An 18,811-nucleotide genomic window follows, 5' to 3' on the forward strand; every position below is an offset into this window, starting at 1 on the left:
GTCACGACCCCTCGACGCCGCCTCGCCGCCATGGCAGCAGGGCGGCGTCGGCGATGAGGTCGCCCCATCGGCGGTAGCCGCAGGCGGAGGGGTGGAAGCCGTCGGCGGCGAGGTCGGCGCGGTCCTCCATCGCGGGGGTGGGTATGTGGACGACGTCCGGGTTGTCGTCGGCGATCCGGGTGAGGACGTCGTCGAGTGCACGCCCGTGCAGACCCATGACGGTGCGCAACGGTTGCGGCAGTGCGGGAAAGTGCCGCAGTTGCGGCACCCCCGCGAGGACGACGAGACCGTCGTCGCGCAGTCCGCGACGAAGCGCCGTGAGGAGGGTCTCGACCTCCCGGCGCCAACGGCGTGTGGACGTGAGCCCGAGGGTGTCGTTGACGCCGAGGACGACGACGGCACAGTCGTATTCGCCGAACGCCCCGGACAGTCGGCGGCGTGCGGTCGCGCGGAGACGCGCTCCGTTGCGGCCGACGACCGACCATCGCACCGACTCACCCGTCGTCTCGTGCAGTCGCCGCGCGAGCGTCGCGGCCATCCCCTCCTCCTGGGTGTCGACCCCGACGCCGACCGCGGTCGACTCCCCGACGACGAGGACGGTGACGGCGTCGTCGTGGTCGTCGCCGACGAGTCCGGTGCGGTCCCCTCCGGCCTCGGGCAGGCGGGGGACACGGGCGAGGGTGCGGGCGCCCTGGACCGCGAGCACCGGGGCGAGTGCGAACGCCGCTGCGCGGGGCAGATCGGGGAGGAGGCCCGCAGCGTGCCGGAGGACGGCGGGGGACTCGTGACGGGTGACGCGCTCGGTCGGGTCGGGGGCGGGCATACGCTCGGACATACCGCGAGCATGCCGTGCCGGGGGCCCGTGCGCACCCGCCTCCGTAGGCTGACCGGGTGATCGCCGACGACGCCACCACCACCCCGTCCGCCGAGCCGCCCGCCGAGCCGCCCGCCGCGATGTGGCCCGACCTGCGTCGACTCGCGCACGACGCCCGCGGGTTCATGCCCGTCGAGGAGGGGGACCTCCTCCACGCGGAGGCGCGTGGCCGCGCGCCGCACGGCCCGCTGCTCGAGGTGGGGACGTGGTGCGGCAAGTCCGCCGTCTACCTCGGCGCGGCGGTGCGGGCGGCCCGCGAGGCGGGTGCACCCGACGCCGTCGTGTTCACCATCGATCACCACCGCGGCAGCGAGGAGAACCAGCCGGGGTGGGAATATCACGACCCCACGCTCGTCGACCCCCACGCGGGGCGCATCGACACGCTCCCGTTCTTCCGCCGCACGATGGTCGACGCGGGGATGGAGGACGAGGTCGTCGCGATCGTCGGCCGGGCACCTCTCGTCGCCCGGTGGTGGCGCACACCCCTGTCGATGCTCTTCGTCGACGGCGGCCACACCGACGAGCACGTGACGAACGACTATCTCGGCTTCGGGCGGTGGGTCGCGCCCGGGGGGTCGCTCGTGTTCCACGACGTCTTCGAACACCCGGAGGACGGCGGCCAGGCCCCGTGGCGTTGCTACCGGCGCGCGCTGGAGTCGGGGTGCTGGGGGCAGACCCACGAGCTCGGCTCGATGCGGATCCTGCGGCGCGTTCGCGGCGAGGCGGGGGACTCCGTCGCGGGCCGGTGGAGGCCTGAGATCCGCCCGAGGCCACACCACGCCCCGCGATGACCGGGATGTGAGAGCGGTCGTCTCGAATCGCCGACCGGACGGGCGACATCGTCGTCCCGGGGGCGGTCGGTGCCGCAGCATGAGCAGCGGCGCCGTCGTCCGGCGTCGTCCCTCCGGCCGGAAGAAGTCCCCGTGATCGCACTGCACACGACGATCGCGATCCTCGCGATCGTCCTCCTCATCATCAAGGGCAAGGTCGACCCGATCATCGCGCTCGTCGTCGGGTGTCTCTACCTCGGCCTCGCGAGTGGCATCGGGTTCGAGAAGACCGTCGACGCCATCACCGAGGGCTTCGGCGACATCATGGCGAAGATCGGTCTGCTCATCGGATTCGGCGTGCTCATCGGGTCGTTGCTCCATGTCACCGGCACGTTCGAACGCCTCGTCGGCCGATTGCTCGACACGGTCGGCCCCAAACGCATCCCGTACGCCCTCACCGTCGCCCTCTCGACGATCTTCCCGTCGATCTACGTCGACGTGCAGGTCGTCCTCGGCGCCCCCGTCGCCCGCTCCTCGGCCAAGCACATGGACCGGCACGGTCTGCCGCTCATGGCGGGTGCGCTCGGCACGGGCATCTTCTGCGGGTACGTCTTCGTCGTACCCGGGCTCGCCGCGGTCTCGATCGCGGGCCTCCTCAAGATCCCGCTCGGCGAGTACCTCCTCTACGGCATCGTCCTCGGCCCGCTCACCGCCGTCGTCACGACGTGGATCTTCTCCCGCATGCTCCGCCACGGGTGGTGGCGTCCCGAGACCGACGAGGAGCGCACCGAGGCCCTCGACGACGCGGACGCGAACACACCGGGTGCCGCCGACGGTCTTGCCGTGGGGGCCCACCTGCCGTCCCTGCCGGTCGCGCTCCTGCCGATCCTCGTGCCGCTCGTCCTCATCGCGACGGGCGCGTTCGTCAAGCTCGCGGGCGTGGAGAACGAGGTCGTCGCCTTCCTCGGCGACGCGAACGTCGCGATGTTCCTCGGCCTCCTCATCGCCTACGTCCTCGCGCGCCGCACGGGCGGTCTCGACCGCACCGGCGAGGCGTTCTCCGACGGTCTCCACACCGCGGGCGAGATCCTCCTCGTCACGGGCGTCGGCGGTTCCCTCGGCGCCGTCATCAAGGAGACCGGCCTCGCCGACGTCCTCGGTGGCCTCTTCGGCGCCGACGCGGGCGCCCCCATCGTCGTGAGCGTGCTCCTCGCATGGTTCATCGCCGCCGTGCTCCACCTCGCGATCGGGTCGGTGTCGGTCGCGGCCATCACCGCGGCGGGCATCATCGCGCCGATCCTCGGCTCCATCGACGTCGCCCCCATCGCCATCGGCCTCGCGATCGCCGCCGGGTCGCTCTTCGCGCTCCAGGTCAACAGCAACTTCTTCTGGATGTTCAAGGCGCTCCTCGGCCTCTCGACCCAGGGCAGTCTCAAGACGATGACGACCGTGACCTCCATCGCCTCGTTCGTCTCGCTGCCGATCGTCCTCGCGCTCGCCTTCGTCCTCTGACAGGTCTGCCGCTTCCCTCGGACGGACGACGCCCTCCTCCCCGATGAGCGGGAGGAGGGCGTCGTCGTGTCGTGTGATGCCGGCGTCGATGTGCGGGCCGGTGTGGCCGTCAGGCGTCGACGTGCTCCCGGGTGCGGGAGTCGGCGGGGGCGGCGGTGGCGATCGACGGGGCGGGGGCGGCGTCCTCATCGAGGCTCACCGGCGGCGCGTCGAACACGCGGCGGTCGAGGATGCCCTCGCGAGCGGCGACGAGGGTCGTCATCGCGGACTGTCCGGCGACGTTCGTCGCGGTGCGCATCATGTCGACGATCGGGTCGATCGCGAGGAGCAGACCGGCGCCCGCGAGGGGCAGGCCCAGGGTGCTCAGGGTGAGGGTGAGCATGACGATCGCGCCGGTGAGCCCGGCGGTCGCGGCCGACCCGACGACGGAGACGAACGCGATGAGTGCGTAATCGACGAACGACAGGTCGACGCCGAAGATCTGAGCGACGAAGATCGCGGCGAGTGCGGGGTAGACGGCGGCGCAGCCGTCCATCTTCGACGTCGCGCCGAACGGGATCGCGAACGAGGCGTACTCACGGGCGACGCCGATGCGTTCGGTCGTCACGCGCTGGGTCAGGGGCATCGTGCCGACGGAGCTGCGCGAGACGAACGCGAGCTGGATCGCGGGCCACGCCCCGGCGTAGAAGCGACGCGGGTTCACCTTGCCGAAGACGGCGAGGAGCACGGGGTACACGACGAACAGGACGATCGCGCAGCCGACGTACACGTCGACGGTGAACGTCGCGAGCGGACGGAGGAGGTCCCAGCCGTAGCCGTCGACCGCGTGCCCGATGAGACCGAGCGTGCCGAGCGGGGCGAGGCGGATGACCCACCACAGCGCCTTCTGCGTGATCTCGAGGACGGACTCGGAGAGACGGACGAACGGTTCGGCCTTCGCGCCGATCTGCACCGCGGCGATGCCGGCGACGAGGCCGAGGAACACGATCTGGAGGACGTTGCCCTCGACGAACGCCCCCACGGGGTTGGTCGGCACGATGCCGCTGAGGAAGTCCGTCCACGACCCGGTGTGGTCGGGGGCCTTCGCGGTGCCGAGGTCGAGGGTGACACCGCGGCCGGGGTTCGTCGCGAGCCCGAGGCCCAGGCCGACGAGGACCGAGAGGAACCCGCTGATCGCGAACCACAGGAGCGTCTGCCCGACGAGGCGGGCCGCGTTCTCGACGTTGCGGAGGTTCGCGACGCTCACGACGATCGCGGTGAAGACGAGCGGCGGTACCGCGAGCTTGAGGAGCTGCACGAAGAGGCTTCCGACGCCCGCGAGCGTGGCTGAGAGCCACCCGATCTGGTACTCCCGGGCCGCCCAACCGACGACGAGGCCGAGGGCGAGGGCGAGGAGGATCTGCGCCCCGAACGAGAGGTGGGGACCGCGGCGCGGGCGGCGCGTGGTGGTCGCCTCCCCTTCCGTGGCCGGTGCGGGCGAGGACATGCGAACTCCCTGGAGACATGGTGATTCGGGATGGGCTGGGACGGCGGGGCCCGGGGTCCCCCGGCCGTCTCTCTCAACATACCCACCGCGTTATGCATTCCCCAACACCATGTGAAGTCGAGGAGCGTGGCGGGCGTCGTCGCGGTGGGGCTGCCGCTCTCAGCGCTGCAGCGCCCGGGTGGCGAGGACGACGGCGGCGGAGGTCCACGTGGAGCGTTCGACGGGCCAGCGGGCGTCGTCGGGGAAGACGTAGCCGGTCCAGTAGGAGCCGTCCTCGTCGCGGAGGTGCTGGACGTCGGCGACGAGCCGCGCCGCCTCCTCGCGGCGCCCGAGGGCGGTGAGGGAGAGGGCGAGTTCACACGTCTCGGCGCCCGTCACCCACGGGTGGTCGTCGACGCAGCGGATACCGAGGCCGGGGACGACGAAGTCGGCCCAGCGCGAGTCGAGCCGGGCGTGTGCGGCGGCCCCGCGCAGCGCCCCGCCGAGGACGGGGTAGTACCACTCCATCGAGTACCGCGGCTTAGGGTCGAACACGGCCGGGTCGTCGGGTCCCGCGGCGACGGCGAGGGCGATCCGGTCCGCCGCTTCCCGCCATCCCGGGCGGGGGTCGCCGACGGCGTCGCCGATGGCCGCCCCGCACCGGAGCGCGAGGTGGAGGCACGCACTCCCCGCGAGGAGACCGACGTCGGCGGCGCCCCCGACGCCCACCGCCCACGCGATCGCCCCGCTCGGCAGCTGCCGCGCGACGACCGCGTCCAGCGCCGCGACGACCGTCGGCCACCACCGCCGCACCGCCGCGATCTCGCCCCGGGTGCGCCAGTGGTGCCACACGCCGACGGCGACGTAGCCGGTGAGGTTCGTGTCGAGCCCGTCGTCGCGCACCTCCGGGGTGCCCGCGTCGTTGAGCCACCACTCGATCGGCCACGACCCGTCCTCACGCTGCACGCTCGCGAGCCAGTCGTAGGCCGCGGCGGCCTCGTCGACGAATCCCGTGCTGACGAGTCCCATCGCGGCCTCGACGTGGTCCCACGGGTCGACCTTGCCGCCGGTGTCACCGGCGACGTCCCACGGGACGGCCCCGCACGCGGCCTGCGTCGCCGCGATCGTGGCACCCGTCCGCCGGAGGTCACCCTCCGAGGGGAGGAGGCTCATGCAGGCTTGTGGCCGTAGAGCACGACCGACTTGCCGAGCACGGGGTTGAGGAGCCGCTCGGCCGTCTGCGTGAGCGCGGGCTTCTTCATGAGGTCCCACACGAGCATGCGGTGGTAGCCCTTGACCAGCGGGTTCTGCTCGTCGTCGACGCCGACGGCGCACTTGAGCCACCAGTACGGCGCGTGGAGCGCATGGGCGTGGTCGCGGCCCGTGACCTCGATCCCGGCCTGCGTGAGCTGCCCCGCGAGGCCGTCGGTGCGGTAGATCCGCACGTGTCCGCCTTCGACCTCGTGGTACTCGTCGGAGAGCGCCCAACAGATCTTCTCCGGCCAGTACCGGGGCACGGTGACGGCGATCGTGCCGCCGGTCCGCAGCACGCGTACGAGTTCGCAGATCGCCCGGGCGTCGTCGGGAATGTGTTCGAGGATCTCGGCGGCGACGACCCGGTCGAACGTGGCGTCCTCGAACGGCAGGGCGAGCGCGTCGCCCTCGACGGTGCGTGCACCACCGGGGGCGCCCTCACCCTCGAGCTCCATCGCGCCGAACATCTCGGCGACGCCACGGAGTTCGTCGGCGTCCTGGTCGAACGCGGTCACGTCCGCGCCGCGACGGTACATCTCGAAGGCGTGGCGGCCGGCGCCGCAGCCGAGGTCGAGCCCACGGTCGCCGGGGCGGAGGCCGAGGCGGCCGAAGTCAACGGTGAGCACGGGAGGCTCCTTCTTCTCGGGGGGCGCCGCGCGCGGCGGGAGATGGGCGAGTCCAGGACGAGGGCTCCGACGGCGAGGGCCGCGCAGGCGGCACGACGCGCGGGGCTCGGCGCGGGTAGCGCCATGAGGACGGACTCGATTCGATCACGGAGGGCGTCGCGAGCCGTCGTCGCAGGTGAGCAGGGCACTCGGGCGGCCTCGGTCGCCTCGACCCCGTTCTCATGGCGTCTCCTCGCCGGTGACCCGGCCGAGCACGCGGCTGCGTCCTCGATCGCACGACGGTAGACCTCGGCGGTGCGGGCGGCGACGGTGGGCCAGGCGTAGTCGGCGAGGGCGCGATCGCGCCCGCCGCGGCCGAGGCGTTCCCGCAGGTCGGGGTCGTCGAGGAGGCGGCCGAGGGCGCCGGCGAGGGCGTCGACGTCGCCGGGCGGCACGACGAGGGCGCCGGGTGCACCGCCGGTGCCGTCGTGCCCGACGACCTCGCCGATCGCCCCGGCGTCGCTCACGACGAGGGGCGTGCCGCACGCCATCGCCTCGACGGTCGGGAGCGAGAACCCCTCGTACCGCGACGGGACGCAGGCGACCTGGGCGGACGCGACGAGGGCGGCGAGCTCGGCGTCGGTGAGTCCACCCCGGACGGTGACGACGTCGGTGAGGCCGAGCCCGCGCACGAGGGTCTCGGTGCGGCCGCCGGGGGTGGGGCGGCTGACGAGGACGAGTTCGAGTGGCGCACAGGGGTGCTGCTCCCGGCGTCGGGCGAGTGCGTGGAGGAGGACGTCGACGCCCTTGAGGGGGACGTCGGCGCTCGCCATCGTCACGAGCCGCCCGGGCACGCGCGGCCCGTCGTGGGCGTCGGGGGTGAAGACGTCGGTCTCGACGCCGAGGGGGACGACGTCGATGCGGGCGGGGTCGACGCCGAAGTCGGTCGCGATGTCGCGGGCCGAGGAGGTGGACACGGTGAGGACGTGTCGTTGGGTGCGGGCGACGCGCTTCTGCATCGTGAGGAACGAGTACCAGCGGCTCAGCGAGACCCTCCGCCAGCCGGCGGCGCCCGCGAGGTCGGTGGTGCGGTCGCGGGTGATGGGGTGGTGGATCGTCGTGACGAGGGGGGCGTGGCGGGCGATGTCGAGGAGCCCGTACCCGAGGCACTGGTTGTCGTGCACGACGTCGAACTCACCCGTGCGGCCGCGGAGTGCGCGGGCGGCGCGGAGGGAGAACGTGAGCGGCTCGGGGAACGCCGCGGTCATCATGCCGGCGACCTCGAGGACGTCGATCGCGTCGCGGTACTCGTTCAGGCGCGGCATGCGGAACGGGTCGGGTTCGCGGTAGAGGTCGAGGCTCGGCACCTTCTCGAGCCGCACGCCCGGGTCGAGCTCGGGGTAGGGCTGGCCGGAGAACACCGTCACCTCGTGCCCGGCCTGCACCAGCGCGCGCGTGAGGTGCCGAACGTACACGCCCTGCCCGCCCACGTGCGGCTTGCTGCGGTAGGAGAGCACCGCGACCCGCAGACCCATGCGTCCCCCTCACGTCCGGCGCCGATGCCGCGGCTCCACCTGCGCCCGATCGGGCCCGTCCCAGGGTAGTGACTCGCGGGTCACCTCGCCGCCGAGACGCACCGACCGCCTCGTCGTCGCCGCTGTCGTCGCCACCACGGCACCGTCGGGAGCGACCGCCGCTGTTCGGTGACACCCGCTGCCGCTCGTCGCGGGGAGTCGCCGCTGGGCGACGGGGCGGGGGTCGTGCGGGGTCCGGCGCCGGACGTGCGTGCCAGGGTGACGCCATCATGGAACCCGAACTCGCCGAGGTCAAAGACTTCTTCGCCTCCCACGAGCCGTTCTCGCGGCTGCCGGGGGCGGTGCTCGACGCGCTGCCGCGTCGGTGCACGATGCGGTACCACCGGCGGGGGAGCACCATCCTCGACGCCGACGACACGGTCGAGGCGCTGCGGGTCGTCCGGTCGGGGGCCGTCGACGTCCACGACCGCGCGGGGGGACTCGTCGAACGGGTCGACGTCGGTGGCAGCGTCGGCGTGACGGGCCTGCTCGAGGCGCCCCCGTACGGGTTCCGCGTCACGGCCGTCGAGGACACCCTCCTGCTCCTCGTGCCGCGGGCGGCGTTCGAGGAGCTCCTCGATCACGCGCCCGTCTCGGCGCACTTCCTCCTCCAGCAGGCGCACCGGTTGCGGGCCGCCGTGAAGACGGTACAGGTCTCCGACCACGGCGGGGCCGTGCTCCGCACACAGGTCGAGGAGATGGTGAGTGGACGTCTCGTCACGATCGACCCGGCCCGCACGGTGCAGGAGGCGGCCGCCGCGATGCAGGCCGAGCGGGTCTCCTCCCTCCTCGTCCTCGACGTCGCCGGGCGTCTCGCGGGCATCCTCACCGACCGCGACCTCCGCAACCGCGTCGTCGCCGCCGCGCTGCCGTACTCGACGACGGTCGCCGAGGTCATGACCCCCGACCCGCTCACCCTCGGCCTCGAGGCGCCCGCGTTCGAGGCGCTCCTCGAGATGCTCGGCCGGGGCGTCCACCACCTGCCTGTCGTCGACGGGGCGGGCCGCCCGCAGGGGCTCGTCACGAGCACCGATCTCATGCGGCTCGAACGCTCCTCACCGCTCTACCTCGTCCAGGACGTCGGCCGTCAGACGAGCACCGTCGGTCTCGCGGCGGTGGCGGCGCGGCTGCCGTCGATCGTCGACCACCTCGTCACCCAGGACGTGTCGGCGGGGGATGTCTCCCGGGTCGTCACGGCCGTCGCCGACGCGATCCACCGGCGCCTCGTCGCCCTCGCCGAGGCACGGCTCGGGCCGCCGCCGGTGCCGTACTGCTGGGTGGTGCTCGGGTCGCAGGCGCGCCACGAGTCGGGCCTCGGCGGCGACCAGGACACGGCGATCGTCCTCGACGACTCCGCCACCGCGGCCGACGCCGACTGGTTCGCCGACCTCGCGACCGCCGTCACCGACGGGCTCGTCGAGTGCGGGTTCCCCCGCTGCCCGGGCGATGTCATGGCGTCGAGTCCCCGCTGGCGTCAGACCGAGTCGGCGTGGCGAGGCATTTTCGCCGAGTGGCTCGACCACCCGACGCCCGAGGCGCTCGTCGGCGCGGCGATCTTCTTCGACATGCGCCCCCTCGCCGGTGACGCCGAGCTGTGCGAACGGCTCCGTCGCGACGTCCTCGCCCGTACCCCGCACGCGCGGCCGTTCCTCGCCCACCTCACCAAGCAGGCCGTCGAGCACCAGCCGCCGCTCGGGCTGTTCCGCGGACTCGTCGTCGAACGGTCGGGCCCGCAGCAGAGCACCCTCGACATCAAGCACCGCGGCGTCGGCCCGGTCGTCGAGATTGCCCGCGTCCACGCGTTGTCGTCGGGCAGCCCGGCCGTCGAGACGCGGGCCCGGCTGCAGGAGGCCGCGGCGGCGGGACGGATGGACGCCGACGCGGCCGCGGACCTCCTCGACGCGTTCGAGTTCATCTCCTACGTCCGGCTCCGTCATCAGGCCCGCCGGGTGCGCGAGGGTGGGCCGCCCGACAATCACGTCGCCCCGGAGACGCTCGGCCACTTCGAGAAGCGCACCCTCAAGGACGCGTTCGGTGTCGTCCGCGCGGCGCAGGGCGTGCTCGCGGGTCGTCTCCCGCTCGGGTACATCTCGTGAGGGGCCGGACGTGATCCCCGGTCGTGACCGTCGTCGGCGGGACCGCGCGCGCCGGCGCGTCGAGGACGGCACGGCCCTCGCGCGGTTCCTCGACGTCCCCGCCCCGCCGCGGTCGACACCGCTCGACGAGGCGCCCCTACTCGCCGTCGACCTCGAGACGACGGGCCTCGACCCGCGGGTCGATCGCATCCTCGCGGTGGGGTTCGTCCCTGTCGACGGCGACGAGATCCGCCTCGCGGGCGCCCGTCAGGTCCTCGTTCGGCACACGGATGGGGACGGGGTCGGCCAGAGCGCCACCGTGCACGGACTCACCGACGACGCCCTCACGGCCGGCCACCCGCTCGCCGACGTCCTCGCCGTGCTCCTCGACGAGCTTGCGGGGCGGGTGCTCCTCGCGCACTACGCGGTGCTCGAGGAGGAGTTCCTCGCCGCGGCCTGCCGGCGGGAGTTCGGCGCTCCGCTCGTCGTGCCCGTCGTCGACACCCTCGAGCTGCAGCGGCGTCTCGTCGCCGGGCCGTACGACCATCCGCGCGCGGGCACCCTGCGCCTCGGCCGCGCACGGAGCCACCATGGCCTGCCCACCTACCGCGCCCACGCCGCCCTCACCGACGCGCTCGCCTGCGCCGAGCTCTACCTCGCCCAGAGGGAGGCCTTCGCCGCCCGGGGGGACCGGGCGCTCGCCGCGCTCCTCCGGTGAGGTCGCCCGTCGGCGCGGATCGACCCGGAGAGGTCTCCACGCCGCGGTGCTCGACTCGACGGCCCGGCTGCCGATCGGAGTGCCGACCCTGCCACGACGTCGTGGGCCCTCCAGCGGCCTGCCCTCACCCTGTCGAAGGCGTCGTCTCTGTCTCTGTGTCGCCTGCTCGCCCATGCCTCCCCGCGCCCTTCGACGTTCTCCGGCGTCATCGGCACCGACCGGACGGTCGAGTTCCGGCGGCTCGTCCGGATCCACCGTGACGGCGGGCGGGGAGAACCCGCCCCTCGACTGGAGGGCCGTCGTCGATCTCGGGACGGCGACGGCGAAGACCATCCCGGTCGCGGGCGCGGGGTCACCGCGGGGGCGTGAGAAGCCCGTGAGACCCCCACGTCACTCGGCCGGGCGGGCGTGCTCCTCGACGAACGGGGCGACGCGGTCGACCGGCCGACCGATGATCGCGACGTCCTCGGCGATGACCACGGGCCGCTGCATGAGCCGCGGGTGCTCGGCGAGGACGTCGGCGATCTTCTCCGGCGTGTCGACGTCCGCGTCGGTGAGGCCGAGGTCGGTGAACGTCGCGTCGTGCCGTACGAGGTCGCCGGGGGCGTCCTCGAGGATGTCGAGGAGGTCGAGCACGGCCTGCTCGCCGAGGGGCGTGTCGAGGTAGCGGACGACGCCGACCTCGACACCGGCGGCCTCGATGGCCTCGAGCGCCTTGCGGGAGGTCGAGCAGCGGGGGTTGTGGAGGATCGTGAGCATGACCCTCGTCTATCCCGGTCCGCGGCCGCGGTCAAGGGTTTTCTCGTCCGCGGCCGCGTCGTTGCGTAGGCGGCGCGTCAGAACACCCGCAGCTTCTCGGCCTCCTCGATGAGCTGGCCGCGGAAGTTCGGGTGGGCGATCTCGATGAGCGCCTCGGCGCGCTGGTGGGCCGACCTGCCGCGAAGGCGGGCGACGCCGTACTCGGTGACGACGTAGTCGACGTCGTTCTTGCTCGTCGAGACGTGCGTGCCGGGCGTGAGGGTGGGGACGATGCGGGTGATCGTGTCGTTCTTCGCCGTCGACGGCAGCACGATGAACGCCTTGCCGCCGCGGGAACGGTTGGAGGCGCGGACGAAGTCGCTCTGCCCACCGGTGCCGGAGTACGGCTTGGGCCCGAGGGACTCGGAGCCGCACTGGCCGACGAGGTCGATCTGCATCGTGCCGTTGATGGAGTGGAGGTCGTCGTGGCGGCCCACGAGGTAGGGGTCGTTCGTCACGTCGACCGGGTGCATCTCGAGCGCCGGGTTGTGGTCCATGAAGTCGTAGAGGCGCCGCGACCCGAGCGCGAACGTCGCCTTCATGAGGCCCCGGTCGACGTTCTTGCGGAGGTTGGTGACGGCGCCGGACTCGACGAGGGAGAGGATGCCGTCGCCGAACATCTCGGTGTGGATGCCGAGGTCGCGCTTCTCGAGGAGCTGCATGACGACGGCGTCGGGGATCCCGCCGTACCCGATCTGGAGGGTCGCCCCGTCGGGGATGAGGTCGGCGACGTGTCCGGCGATGGCCTCCTGCACGGGGCCGATCTGGGGGAGGCCCACCTCGAGCAGCGGCCGGTCGTCCTCGACGATCGCGGTGACCTGGTCGACGTGGATGTGGCAGTGACCGTAGGCATACGGCACGTTCGGGTTGACCTCGAGGACGACCGTCCGCGCCTTCTCGAGCGCCGCCATCGTGTAGTCGGGGGCGAGGCCGAGGGAGAAGTAGCCGTGGGCGTCCATCGGGGACGCCATCGCGACGACGACGTCCGCGGGGAACAGTCCGTCGCGGATGAGGGCGGGCATCTCGCTGAAGTAGGAGGGCCGGTAGTCGATCCATCCGGCCTGGGCGCCGGCGCGCGTCGGGCCACCGAGGAAGTACGCGCTGTGCCGTACGTGCTCGACGGTCTCGGGGTCGTAGTACCCGTACTCCCGCAGTGGCAGGATCTGGTGGACGGTGATGTCGCGGAAGTCGGTGCGCCGCTCCGAGAGGGTCTCGAGGATCGTCGGCGGCTCCCCGACACCCGTGGGCACGATGACGTGCGACCCGTCCTCGATGAGTCCGACCGCCTCCCCGGCCTCGCGACGCTTGGCGGCGTACTGGTCCTGCGCGGTCATCGGGGGCCTCCTGGGAACGGCGGTGTTCTCGTCGTCCCAAACGTAGACGGAACGGGCGGCCCTCGGGGGGCAGGGCGGGCCCGGCCTAGGGTCGGGGCATGACTTCGCCCACGCCCGCCCCCGCCGGACCCACCTGTGTCGCACGGCAGATCGTCGTCGACGCCGCCCCCACCGAGGTCTTCGCGCTCCTCGCGAACCCCCACCGCCACCACGAGGTCGACGGCAGCGGCACCGTGAAGCAGGACGTCATCGGTCCCCGGCGTCTCGCCGAGGGCGACCGGTTCCGCGTCTCCATGAGGATGCTCGGCATCCCGTACGCGATCACCAGCACCGTCACCCGACTCGAGGACGACCGGGCGATCGAGTGGCGCCACCCCGGCGGGCACCGCTGGCGCTGGGAGTTCGAGCCCACCGGCGACGGCCGCACCCGCGTCACGGAGACCTTCGACCACACCGACTCCCCGTCGTGGCTCATGCGACTCATCAAGGCGCCCGAGCGCAACGCCGAGGGCATCGAGAAGAGCCTCGCGCGGCTGCAGCGGCTCTTCGCCGACCGCTGACCCCGGCCGGCCCCCGCCCGTCCACCGGGATCCGCGTGCGGCGCGGTGGGGGCCTGGCGCAAGATGGGCGCATGTCCGACACGCACCTGCCCCCGCCCCCCATCGCGCTCACCATCGCCGGATCCGAGGCGACCGGCGGTGCGGGCGCCCAGGCCGACCTCAAGACGTTCCAGGCCCGGGGCGTCTTCGGCATCGCCGCGCTCACCTGCCTCGTCGCGTTCGACCCGAAGAACGACTGGGGCCACCGGTTCACCCCCGTCGACCCCCATGTCATCGCCGACCAGCTCGAGGCCGAGTTTGCCTGCTACGACATCCAGACGGTGAAGATCGGGATGCTCGGCACCCCCGACACGATCGACGTCGTCGCCCGCACCCTCGGCGAGCACCGCCCCGAGCGGCTCCTGCTCGACCCCGTCCTCATCTGCAAGGGTCAGGAGCCCGGTGCCGCGCTCGACACCGACAACGCGCTCAAGGAGAAGATCCTCCCGCTCGCGACGTTCGTCACCCCCAACCAGTACGAGGCGATGTCCCTCGCCGGGATGGGCGCGATCGAGACGGTCGAGGACCTCGAGACCGCGGCCCGTCGCATCCACGAGTCCTGCGGTGCGGCCGTGCTCGCCAAGGGCGGCGTGCGCCTCGCGGGGCCCGACGCCGTCGACGTCTACCACGACGGCACGACGACCGAGGTCCTCAGCACCCCGAAGATCGGTGAAGTCGCCGTGAGCGGTGCCGGATGCTCCCTCGCCGCCGCGATCACCGCGGAGCTCGCGAAGGGGCTCGACCCGCTCGCTGCGGCGAAGACCGCCAAGGCATTCGTCACCAAGGGCATCGAGGCCCGCGTCGAGTCCAACGCGCCGTTCGACGCCCTCTGGCAGGGTGCGTGACCGGCTCCGCCTTCGGCGTCGTCGGCGGTCCGTCCTCGGCGGGGCCGTGCCCGTGCGGTGGTTCCCCCGTGCCGGGCACCCCGTACGCCGACTGCTGCGGCCGCCTCCACGAGGGGGCGGCCGCGGCGACCGCCGAGGAGCTCATGCGTTCGCGCTACTCGGCGTTCGTCGTCGGGGACGAGGGGTACCTCCTGCGCACGTGGCATCCGCGCACCCGACCGGAGTCGCTCGGCCTCGACCCGCGGCACCGCTGGACCGGCCTCGAGGTGCTCGAGACCGCCGACGGCGCTCCCGGCGACGACACCGGCACCGTCACGTACCGTGCCCGCTCCCGCGACACCGCCGGGGGACGGCACGAGATGACCGAGCTGGCACACTTCGCCCGCCGCGTCGGACGATGGGTGTACGTCGACGGCGACGTGAGCTGATCCCCCGCTGTCGACAAGACGGCGTGCCCCACCTGGACGACCGTCCTAGACTCGCCGCGTCGACGACGCCGGGAGGGCGACATGGACGCGGACCGGACGGGGCATCTGCGGGGCGCGGCGATGGCCGAACGCATCCGCGAGGCGCTCGAGGACACCTTCGAACGCGAGGTGCGCGACGGCCTCCACGCCGGGAGGACGCTGCCCGGTGACCGGTTGCACGACTACCTCACGGGTGTCGCCGACCACCACGAGCCCCGGGTGCGGCTCCTCTTCGAACTCGTCGAGGACGGCACGTTCGACCCGCTCACCTGCGTCGACGTGCCTGCGACGTGCTTCTTCCTCGGCGACTCCGTCCGGTACCAGCGGGCACTCGCCGACTGGGTGCGGCTCCTCGGCCCGTCCGGGCCCTACGCGGCGCTCGACCCGGCCGGCCCGTCCCGACCGCTCGACCTGTGGAGCGCGGGCGACCTCCTCTGGCGCGCCGACCGCGACCAGGCCGAGGCCTCCCGCGACTACCTCACCCTCCTCCTCGACCGACCCGTCGGCCTGTGGCACACCCGCGTCGACCCGGCCGAGCTCGAGGTGCTCGCCGTCGACGTGTGGAGCGGGCGGCACGCCCACCGCGTCGTCGTCGCCCCCGGCGTCCTCGACGCGGAGCGGGTCCTCGACGGCGACGACGTGCCGCTCGACCGGCCGGTCTCGCCCCGACCGCGAATCGACGCGGGTGACCGTCCGGAGACGGGGGATCGACCGGACCTGCCGGACTGACGGGCGGAGGGGCCGACGGGGAGGAGGCCCCGCCGCGTCCACAACCGCCACCTCGCGCCGTGGTTCTCCACCGGCGTCCGTCGCGGTCGTCCGGCGCGTCCGGCCGACGGGCAGCCTGACGGCACCGGCATCCCATCCCGGGGTGCTCCGCACCCGAGGACGCCCCGTGCTCGTACGACTCGATTCCACGCCCCCTCCCGTCGACGCACCCGGGCCACCGCCCGACGCCTCGCGCGAGGGGCCATCCGCGGCGCGCACCGACCTCGCCGTCGCCGAGACGGTCGTCGGACCGGACGGGATCCGGCGCCCCACGTGGGCCGACCGCGGCGAGGGCGTGCGGGCCTACTTCGACGACGAGTGGGGACGCCCCGTCCGCACCGAGTCCTCCCTCCTCGAACTGCTCGTGCTCCTCGGCTTCGCGGGCGGACTCACGTGGGCGGCGGTGCTCGCCCGCCGGGAGGCGCTGCGCGAGGCGTTCGCCGGGTACGACGCCGACGTCCTCGCCGAGTACGGAGAGGACGAGGTCGAACGTCTCGTCGAGGACGAGCGCCTCATCCGCAATGCACACAAGATCCGCGCCGCGATCACGAACGCCCGGGCGACGCGTGACCTCCGTGTCGCCGGCGGGCTCCCCGACCTCGTATGGGGTGCGGTCGCCCACGAAACCGGTTCGGCCGCACTTGAACTCACCGCCATCCCGCGGTCGGACGCCCGTTCTGCCGCGCTCGCGGCGGAGATGCGGGAGGCCGGTTTCGCGCGGATCGGGCCGGTGACGGCACAGTCGTTGCTCCTCGCGAGCGGCGCCCTCCCGGTGCGCAGAACGGGCCGGGATTGAGAACCCCGGGCCGGGCACCGATAGGACGCTGAACGGGTATGCCTCGGCCCTGGTCAACTCCCACTGCGCGTGGGAAGCTGATCGGGTGTCCGGCACGGTCCGGCTCGGTCTCGGGGGGAGACAGGTTCGCAGCGGTTCGTCCGTCGCCTCGTCGATGCGCCACCGGAGGGGGTAGCTGTCGAGGTGATGCCGCGACGCTGCCTTCGTTCGTGAGACGTGAGGCCGCAGGTGAAGACTGCAGGGGGTCGGCGGGTCGTATCCGCCGCGTTGACGGGTGTGTTCGTGATGACGGCGTCGTCCGTCGCCGCCGCGGATCCGGGTGTCGCCGTCACGCGGGTGGCCGCCTCGCCCAGTGCGACGGTCGCGACGACGGGCGCGCGGGTCGCCGTGCGCGGCACGGTCACCGGTGGTGATCGCGAGGTGCGGTTGCAGCAGCTCGTCGGGCGCACCTGGCGCACCGTCGACGAGGGGCAGGCCTCGGGGTCGTTCACCCTCACCGTGCCCACCGGTCGGGCCGACGTCGCGACGTACCGGGTGCTCGCCCCGGCCACGGACGAGCTGACGGCCGGCGCGAGCCGGTCCTTCCGCGTCGGCGTCGGGGAGGGTAGCGGCCGTTCCTGGGCGGCCCTCACGACGCCGCCGGTGCGGTGGGATCCGTGCACACCGATCGGGTATCGGGTCAACCTCCGCGGGGCCCCCGAGGGGGCGCTCGCCGACGTGCACCACGCCGTCGCCCAGGCATCGGCCGCCTCGGGACTGAAGTTCCGGTACCTCGGGACGACGTCGGTCGTGCCCGGCTCCTCCTCGACGTCTGCGCCGTCGACCTACCCGGCGGACACTGCGCTCGTCGTCGCCTTCGCCACCCCCTCGACGTCCCGGTTCCTCGGGCGGGGCACGGACGTCCTCGGCGTCGGCGGCGTGTTCTACGACCTCCACCCCGCCAAGGTCGGCCGCACGACGTGGCACCGCGCGGTCCAGGGGTACGTCGTCCTCGATGCGGGCCGAGAGCTGCCCGGCGGGTTCGGCACCGGCTCCGAGAAGGGCGTCCTCGGCACCCGGGGGCAGGTCCTCATGCACGAACTCGGCCACGCCCTCGGCCTCGACCACCCGACGACGGGCGACCAGGCCCAGATCATGTTCCACGAGACGACGTACAAGGAGGCCCGGTGGGGTGCCGGGGACCTCACCGGTCTCCGTCGTCTCGGTGCGACCTCCGGCTGCTTCCCCGAGGGCAAGGGGGCGCCGACCGCCTCGACCCGCGACGCGGTGCGTCCCGGCCGGGGCGCACCGATGTTCGCCGGGGTCGGTCACGTCGCGCAGGTCGGGCACGTGCGCGCGCACGAGAGCGCCGCCCGGCCGGTGGCCTCACGCCAGCGGTGACCCCTGCGCGGCCGGCTCGGCCTGGTCGTCCCGCAGGAGCGACAGTGCGCCCGCGAGGCTGAGCCCGAGGCCCGCGACGACGGCCCACTCCATGCCGTGCCGGGGGTACTCGTGCATGAGCACGAGGCCGAATGCCGCGGGCACGATCGTGCTCGTCACGTAGTTGGCCCCGAGCACGCCGACGGCGTGGGAGACGGCGAGGCCGCGGGTGAGGTGCACCTGCCCGAGGACGAGGCCGCCGACGAGGAGGAACCCGCTCGCCCAGATCGTCCACGGCCACTCCCAGAACCGCCAGATGTCGGGCGTGATCTCCGAGACGAGCAGGCGGGCCGCGATGGCGCTGATGGCGAACCCGAGCCCGGAGAGCACGCCGTACACGCCGGGGTGAAGAGGGACGAAGAGCGCGAGGAGGCAGATGGCGACACCGGCGCCGAGGACGGCGTCGTGGATGCCCGTGATGGGCACGGAGGGGCCCGGCACGGTCGTCGCCGCGAGGAGCGCGATGCCGGTGACGACGACGCCGATCGCGACGGCGTCGCGCGTCTTGAGGGCTCGCGTACCTGCGAGGTGCTGGATGAGGGCCGTGATCGCGAGGCCGCCGACGACGGCGGCCTGGACGATGAGGAGCGGCAGGTGTCCGCGAGCGAGGAACGTGAGGACGAACCCGGCGCCCTGGAGCGCCGTCCCCGCCCACCAGGCGGGCGACTTGAGCGGGTGGGCCTCGCCCTGGGCGCCGTCGGAGAGGCGGGCGCCGCCCCACCCGTAGGCGAGGACGCCGAAGACGAGGGCGACGACGCTGAGGATCATGCGCGCAGGGATCGCTCGGACGGGCGCACGGGGACTCCTCGGGTGGCGCGGTGGGCAGGGCGTGGTCGTGCGGGGCTCAACCTACCCCGCCCGTCCGACGTCGCCCGAGGCCCCGCCACCTGCGACGTCGCCGCGGGTGGGGGGGGGGGGGGGCGGGGGCGGGGCGGTCA

General features: G+C 73.2%; 18 protein-coding genes. 10 read left to right on the plus strand and 8 right to left on the minus strand.

The genetic code is table 11. From position 1 onward, the window contains the following. Window position 1 precedes the first annotated feature (1 nt). Window positions 2-835, minus strand: a complete 834-nt coding sequence (locus tag MOPEL_RS00335; RefSeq protein ID WP_051992147.1) for an SGNH/GDSL hydrolase family protein — start codon at window positions 833-835, stop codon at window positions 2-4. Window positions 836-891: 56 nt separating this feature from the next. Here MOPEL_RS00335 and MOPEL_RS00340 point away from each other — a divergent pair, with 56 nt between their 5' ends. Together MOPEL_RS00340 and MOPEL_RS00345 are read left to right on the plus strand one after the other, a co-directional pair. Beyond that, complete coding sequence (locus tag MOPEL_RS00340; RefSeq protein WP_009760512.1) at window positions 892-1,665, plus strand: class I SAM-dependent methyltransferase; 774 nt, start codon at window positions 892-894, stop codon at window positions 1,663-1,665. 132 nt (window positions 1,666-1,797) lie between these two features. After that, window positions 1,798-3,156, plus strand: a complete 1,359-nt coding sequence (locus MOPEL_RS00345; protein WP_009760513.1) for a GntP family permease — start codon at window positions 1,798-1,800, stop codon at window positions 3,154-3,156. Between the two features lie 109 nt (window positions 3,157-3,265). Here MOPEL_RS00345 and MOPEL_RS00350 read toward each other — a convergent pair whose 3' ends face one another. The 4 genes from MOPEL_RS00350 to MOPEL_RS00365 all read right to left on the minus strand — a co-directional run bounded on the left by MOPEL_RS00350 (window position 3,266) and on the right by MOPEL_RS00365 (window position 8,015). Then, a complete protein-coding gene (locus MOPEL_RS00350) occupies window positions 3,266-4,642 on the minus strand; it encodes a dicarboxylate/amino acid:cation symporter (RefSeq protein ID WP_009760514.1) in 1,377 nt (458 codons plus the stop codon). 159 nt (window positions 4,643-4,801) lie between these two features. After that, the gene (locus MOPEL_RS00355) at window positions 4,802-5,794 is read right to left on the minus strand and encodes a hypothetical protein (RefSeq protein ID WP_009760515.1); all 993 of its coding nucleotides are present in this window, start codon (window positions 5,792-5,794) and stop codon (window positions 4,802-4,804) included. Further along, window positions 5,791-6,501, minus strand: a complete 711-nt coding sequence (locus tag MOPEL_RS00360) for a class I SAM-dependent methyltransferase (RefSeq protein ID WP_009760516.1) — start codon at window positions 6,499-6,501, stop codon at window positions 5,791-5,793. Before MOPEL_RS00360 ends, MOPEL_RS00355 begins: the two co-directional genes overlap by 4 nt. Next, entirely contained in the window at window positions 6,387-8,015 is a 1,629-nt protein-coding gene (locus tag MOPEL_RS00365; RefSeq protein WP_009760517.1) for a glycosyltransferase family 4 protein, read from the minus strand. The genes MOPEL_RS00360 and MOPEL_RS00365 overlap by 115 nt, the downstream gene beginning before the upstream one ends. 269 nt (window positions 8,016-8,284) lie before the next feature. On the opposite strand from MOPEL_RS00365, the gene MOPEL_RS00370 reads away from it, so the two are divergent. Both MOPEL_RS00370 and MOPEL_RS00375 read left to right on the plus strand, forming a co-directional pair. Further along, window positions 8,285-10,150, plus strand: a complete 1,866-nt coding sequence (locus MOPEL_RS00370; protein ID WP_009760518.1) for a DUF294 nucleotidyltransferase-like domain-containing protein — start codon at window positions 8,285-8,287, stop codon at window positions 10,148-10,150. Window positions 10,151-10,160: 10 nt separating this feature from the next. Further along, window positions 10,161-10,847: an exonuclease domain-containing protein gene (locus tag MOPEL_RS00375; RefSeq protein ID WP_009760519.1), complete on the plus strand. Its 687-nt coding sequence runs from the start codon at window positions 10,161-10,163 to the stop codon at window positions 10,845-10,847. Between the two features lie 390 nt (window positions 10,848-11,237). Here MOPEL_RS00375 and MOPEL_RS00380 read toward each other — a convergent pair whose 3' ends face one another. Both MOPEL_RS00380 and MOPEL_RS00385 read right to left on the minus strand, forming a co-directional pair. After that, window positions 11,238-11,606: an ArsC/Spx/MgsR family protein gene (locus tag MOPEL_RS00380; RefSeq protein WP_009760520.1), complete on the minus strand. Its 369-nt coding sequence runs from the start codon at window positions 11,604-11,606 to the stop codon at window positions 11,238-11,240. A 77-nt stretch (window positions 11,607-11,683) separates the two neighbouring features. Then, the gene (locus MOPEL_RS00385) at window positions 11,684-12,979 is read right to left on the minus strand and encodes an acetyl-CoA hydrolase/transferase family protein (RefSeq protein ID WP_009760521.1); all 1,296 of its coding nucleotides are present in this window, start codon (window positions 12,977-12,979) and stop codon (window positions 11,684-11,686) included. Between the two features lie 98 nt (window positions 12,980-13,077). On the opposite strand from MOPEL_RS00385, the gene MOPEL_RS00390 reads away from it, so the two are divergent. The 6 genes from MOPEL_RS00390 to MOPEL_RS00415 all read left to right on the plus strand — a co-directional run bounded on the left by MOPEL_RS00390 (window position 13,078) and on the right by MOPEL_RS00415 (window position 17,834). Next, window positions 13,078-13,539 (plus strand): SRPBCC family protein, encoded by a 462-nt coding sequence (locus MOPEL_RS00390; protein WP_009760522.1) that lies wholly within the window; start codon window positions 13,078-13,080, stop codon window positions 13,537-13,539. Window positions 13,540-13,610: 71 nt separating this feature from the next. Beyond that, a complete protein-coding gene (gene thiD, locus MOPEL_RS00395) occupies window positions 13,611-14,423 on the plus strand; it encodes a bifunctional hydroxymethylpyrimidine kinase/phosphomethylpyrimidine kinase (protein ID WP_009760523.1) in 813 nt (270 codons plus the stop codon). Window positions 14,424-14,491: 68 nt separating this feature from the next. Then, window positions 14,492-14,851 carry a YchJ family protein gene (locus MOPEL_RS18025; protein WP_009760524.1) on the plus strand — a complete coding sequence of 120 codons (360 nt, stop codon included), beginning with the start codon at window positions 14,492-14,494 and terminating at the stop codon, window positions 14,849-14,851. 81 nt (window positions 14,852-14,932) lie between these two features. Beyond that, on the plus strand, window positions 14,933-15,619 hold the full coding sequence (locus MOPEL_RS17500; RefSeq protein ID WP_009760525.1) for a hypothetical protein: 687 nt from the start codon (window positions 14,933-14,935) through the stop codon (window positions 15,617-15,619). A gap of 166 nt (window positions 15,620-15,785) precedes the next feature. Next, window positions 15,786-16,454 (plus strand): DNA-3-methyladenine glycosylase I, encoded by a 669-nt coding sequence (locus tag MOPEL_RS17505; RefSeq protein WP_009760526.1) that lies wholly within the window; start codon window positions 15,786-15,788, stop codon window positions 16,452-16,454. Window positions 16,455-16,739: 285 nt separating this feature from the next. Further along, entirely contained in the window at window positions 16,740-17,834 is a 1,095-nt protein-coding gene (locus MOPEL_RS00415) for a M66 family metalloprotease (protein WP_009760527.1), read from the plus strand. Here MOPEL_RS00415 and MOPEL_RS00420 read toward each other — a convergent pair. Beyond that, complete coding sequence (locus tag MOPEL_RS00420) at window positions 17,820-18,641, minus strand: hypothetical protein (protein WP_009760528.1); 822 nt, start codon at window positions 18,639-18,641, stop codon at window positions 17,820-17,822. The genes MOPEL_RS00415 and MOPEL_RS00420 overlap by 15 nt on opposite strands. Window positions 18,642-18,811: the final 170 nt, after the last annotated feature.

Source organism: Mobilicoccus pelagius NBRC 104925 (genome assembly GCF_000247995.1).
GTDB classification, from domain to species: Bacteria; Actinomycetota; Actinomycetes; order Actinomycetales; family Dermatophilaceae; genus Mobilicoccus; species Mobilicoccus pelagius.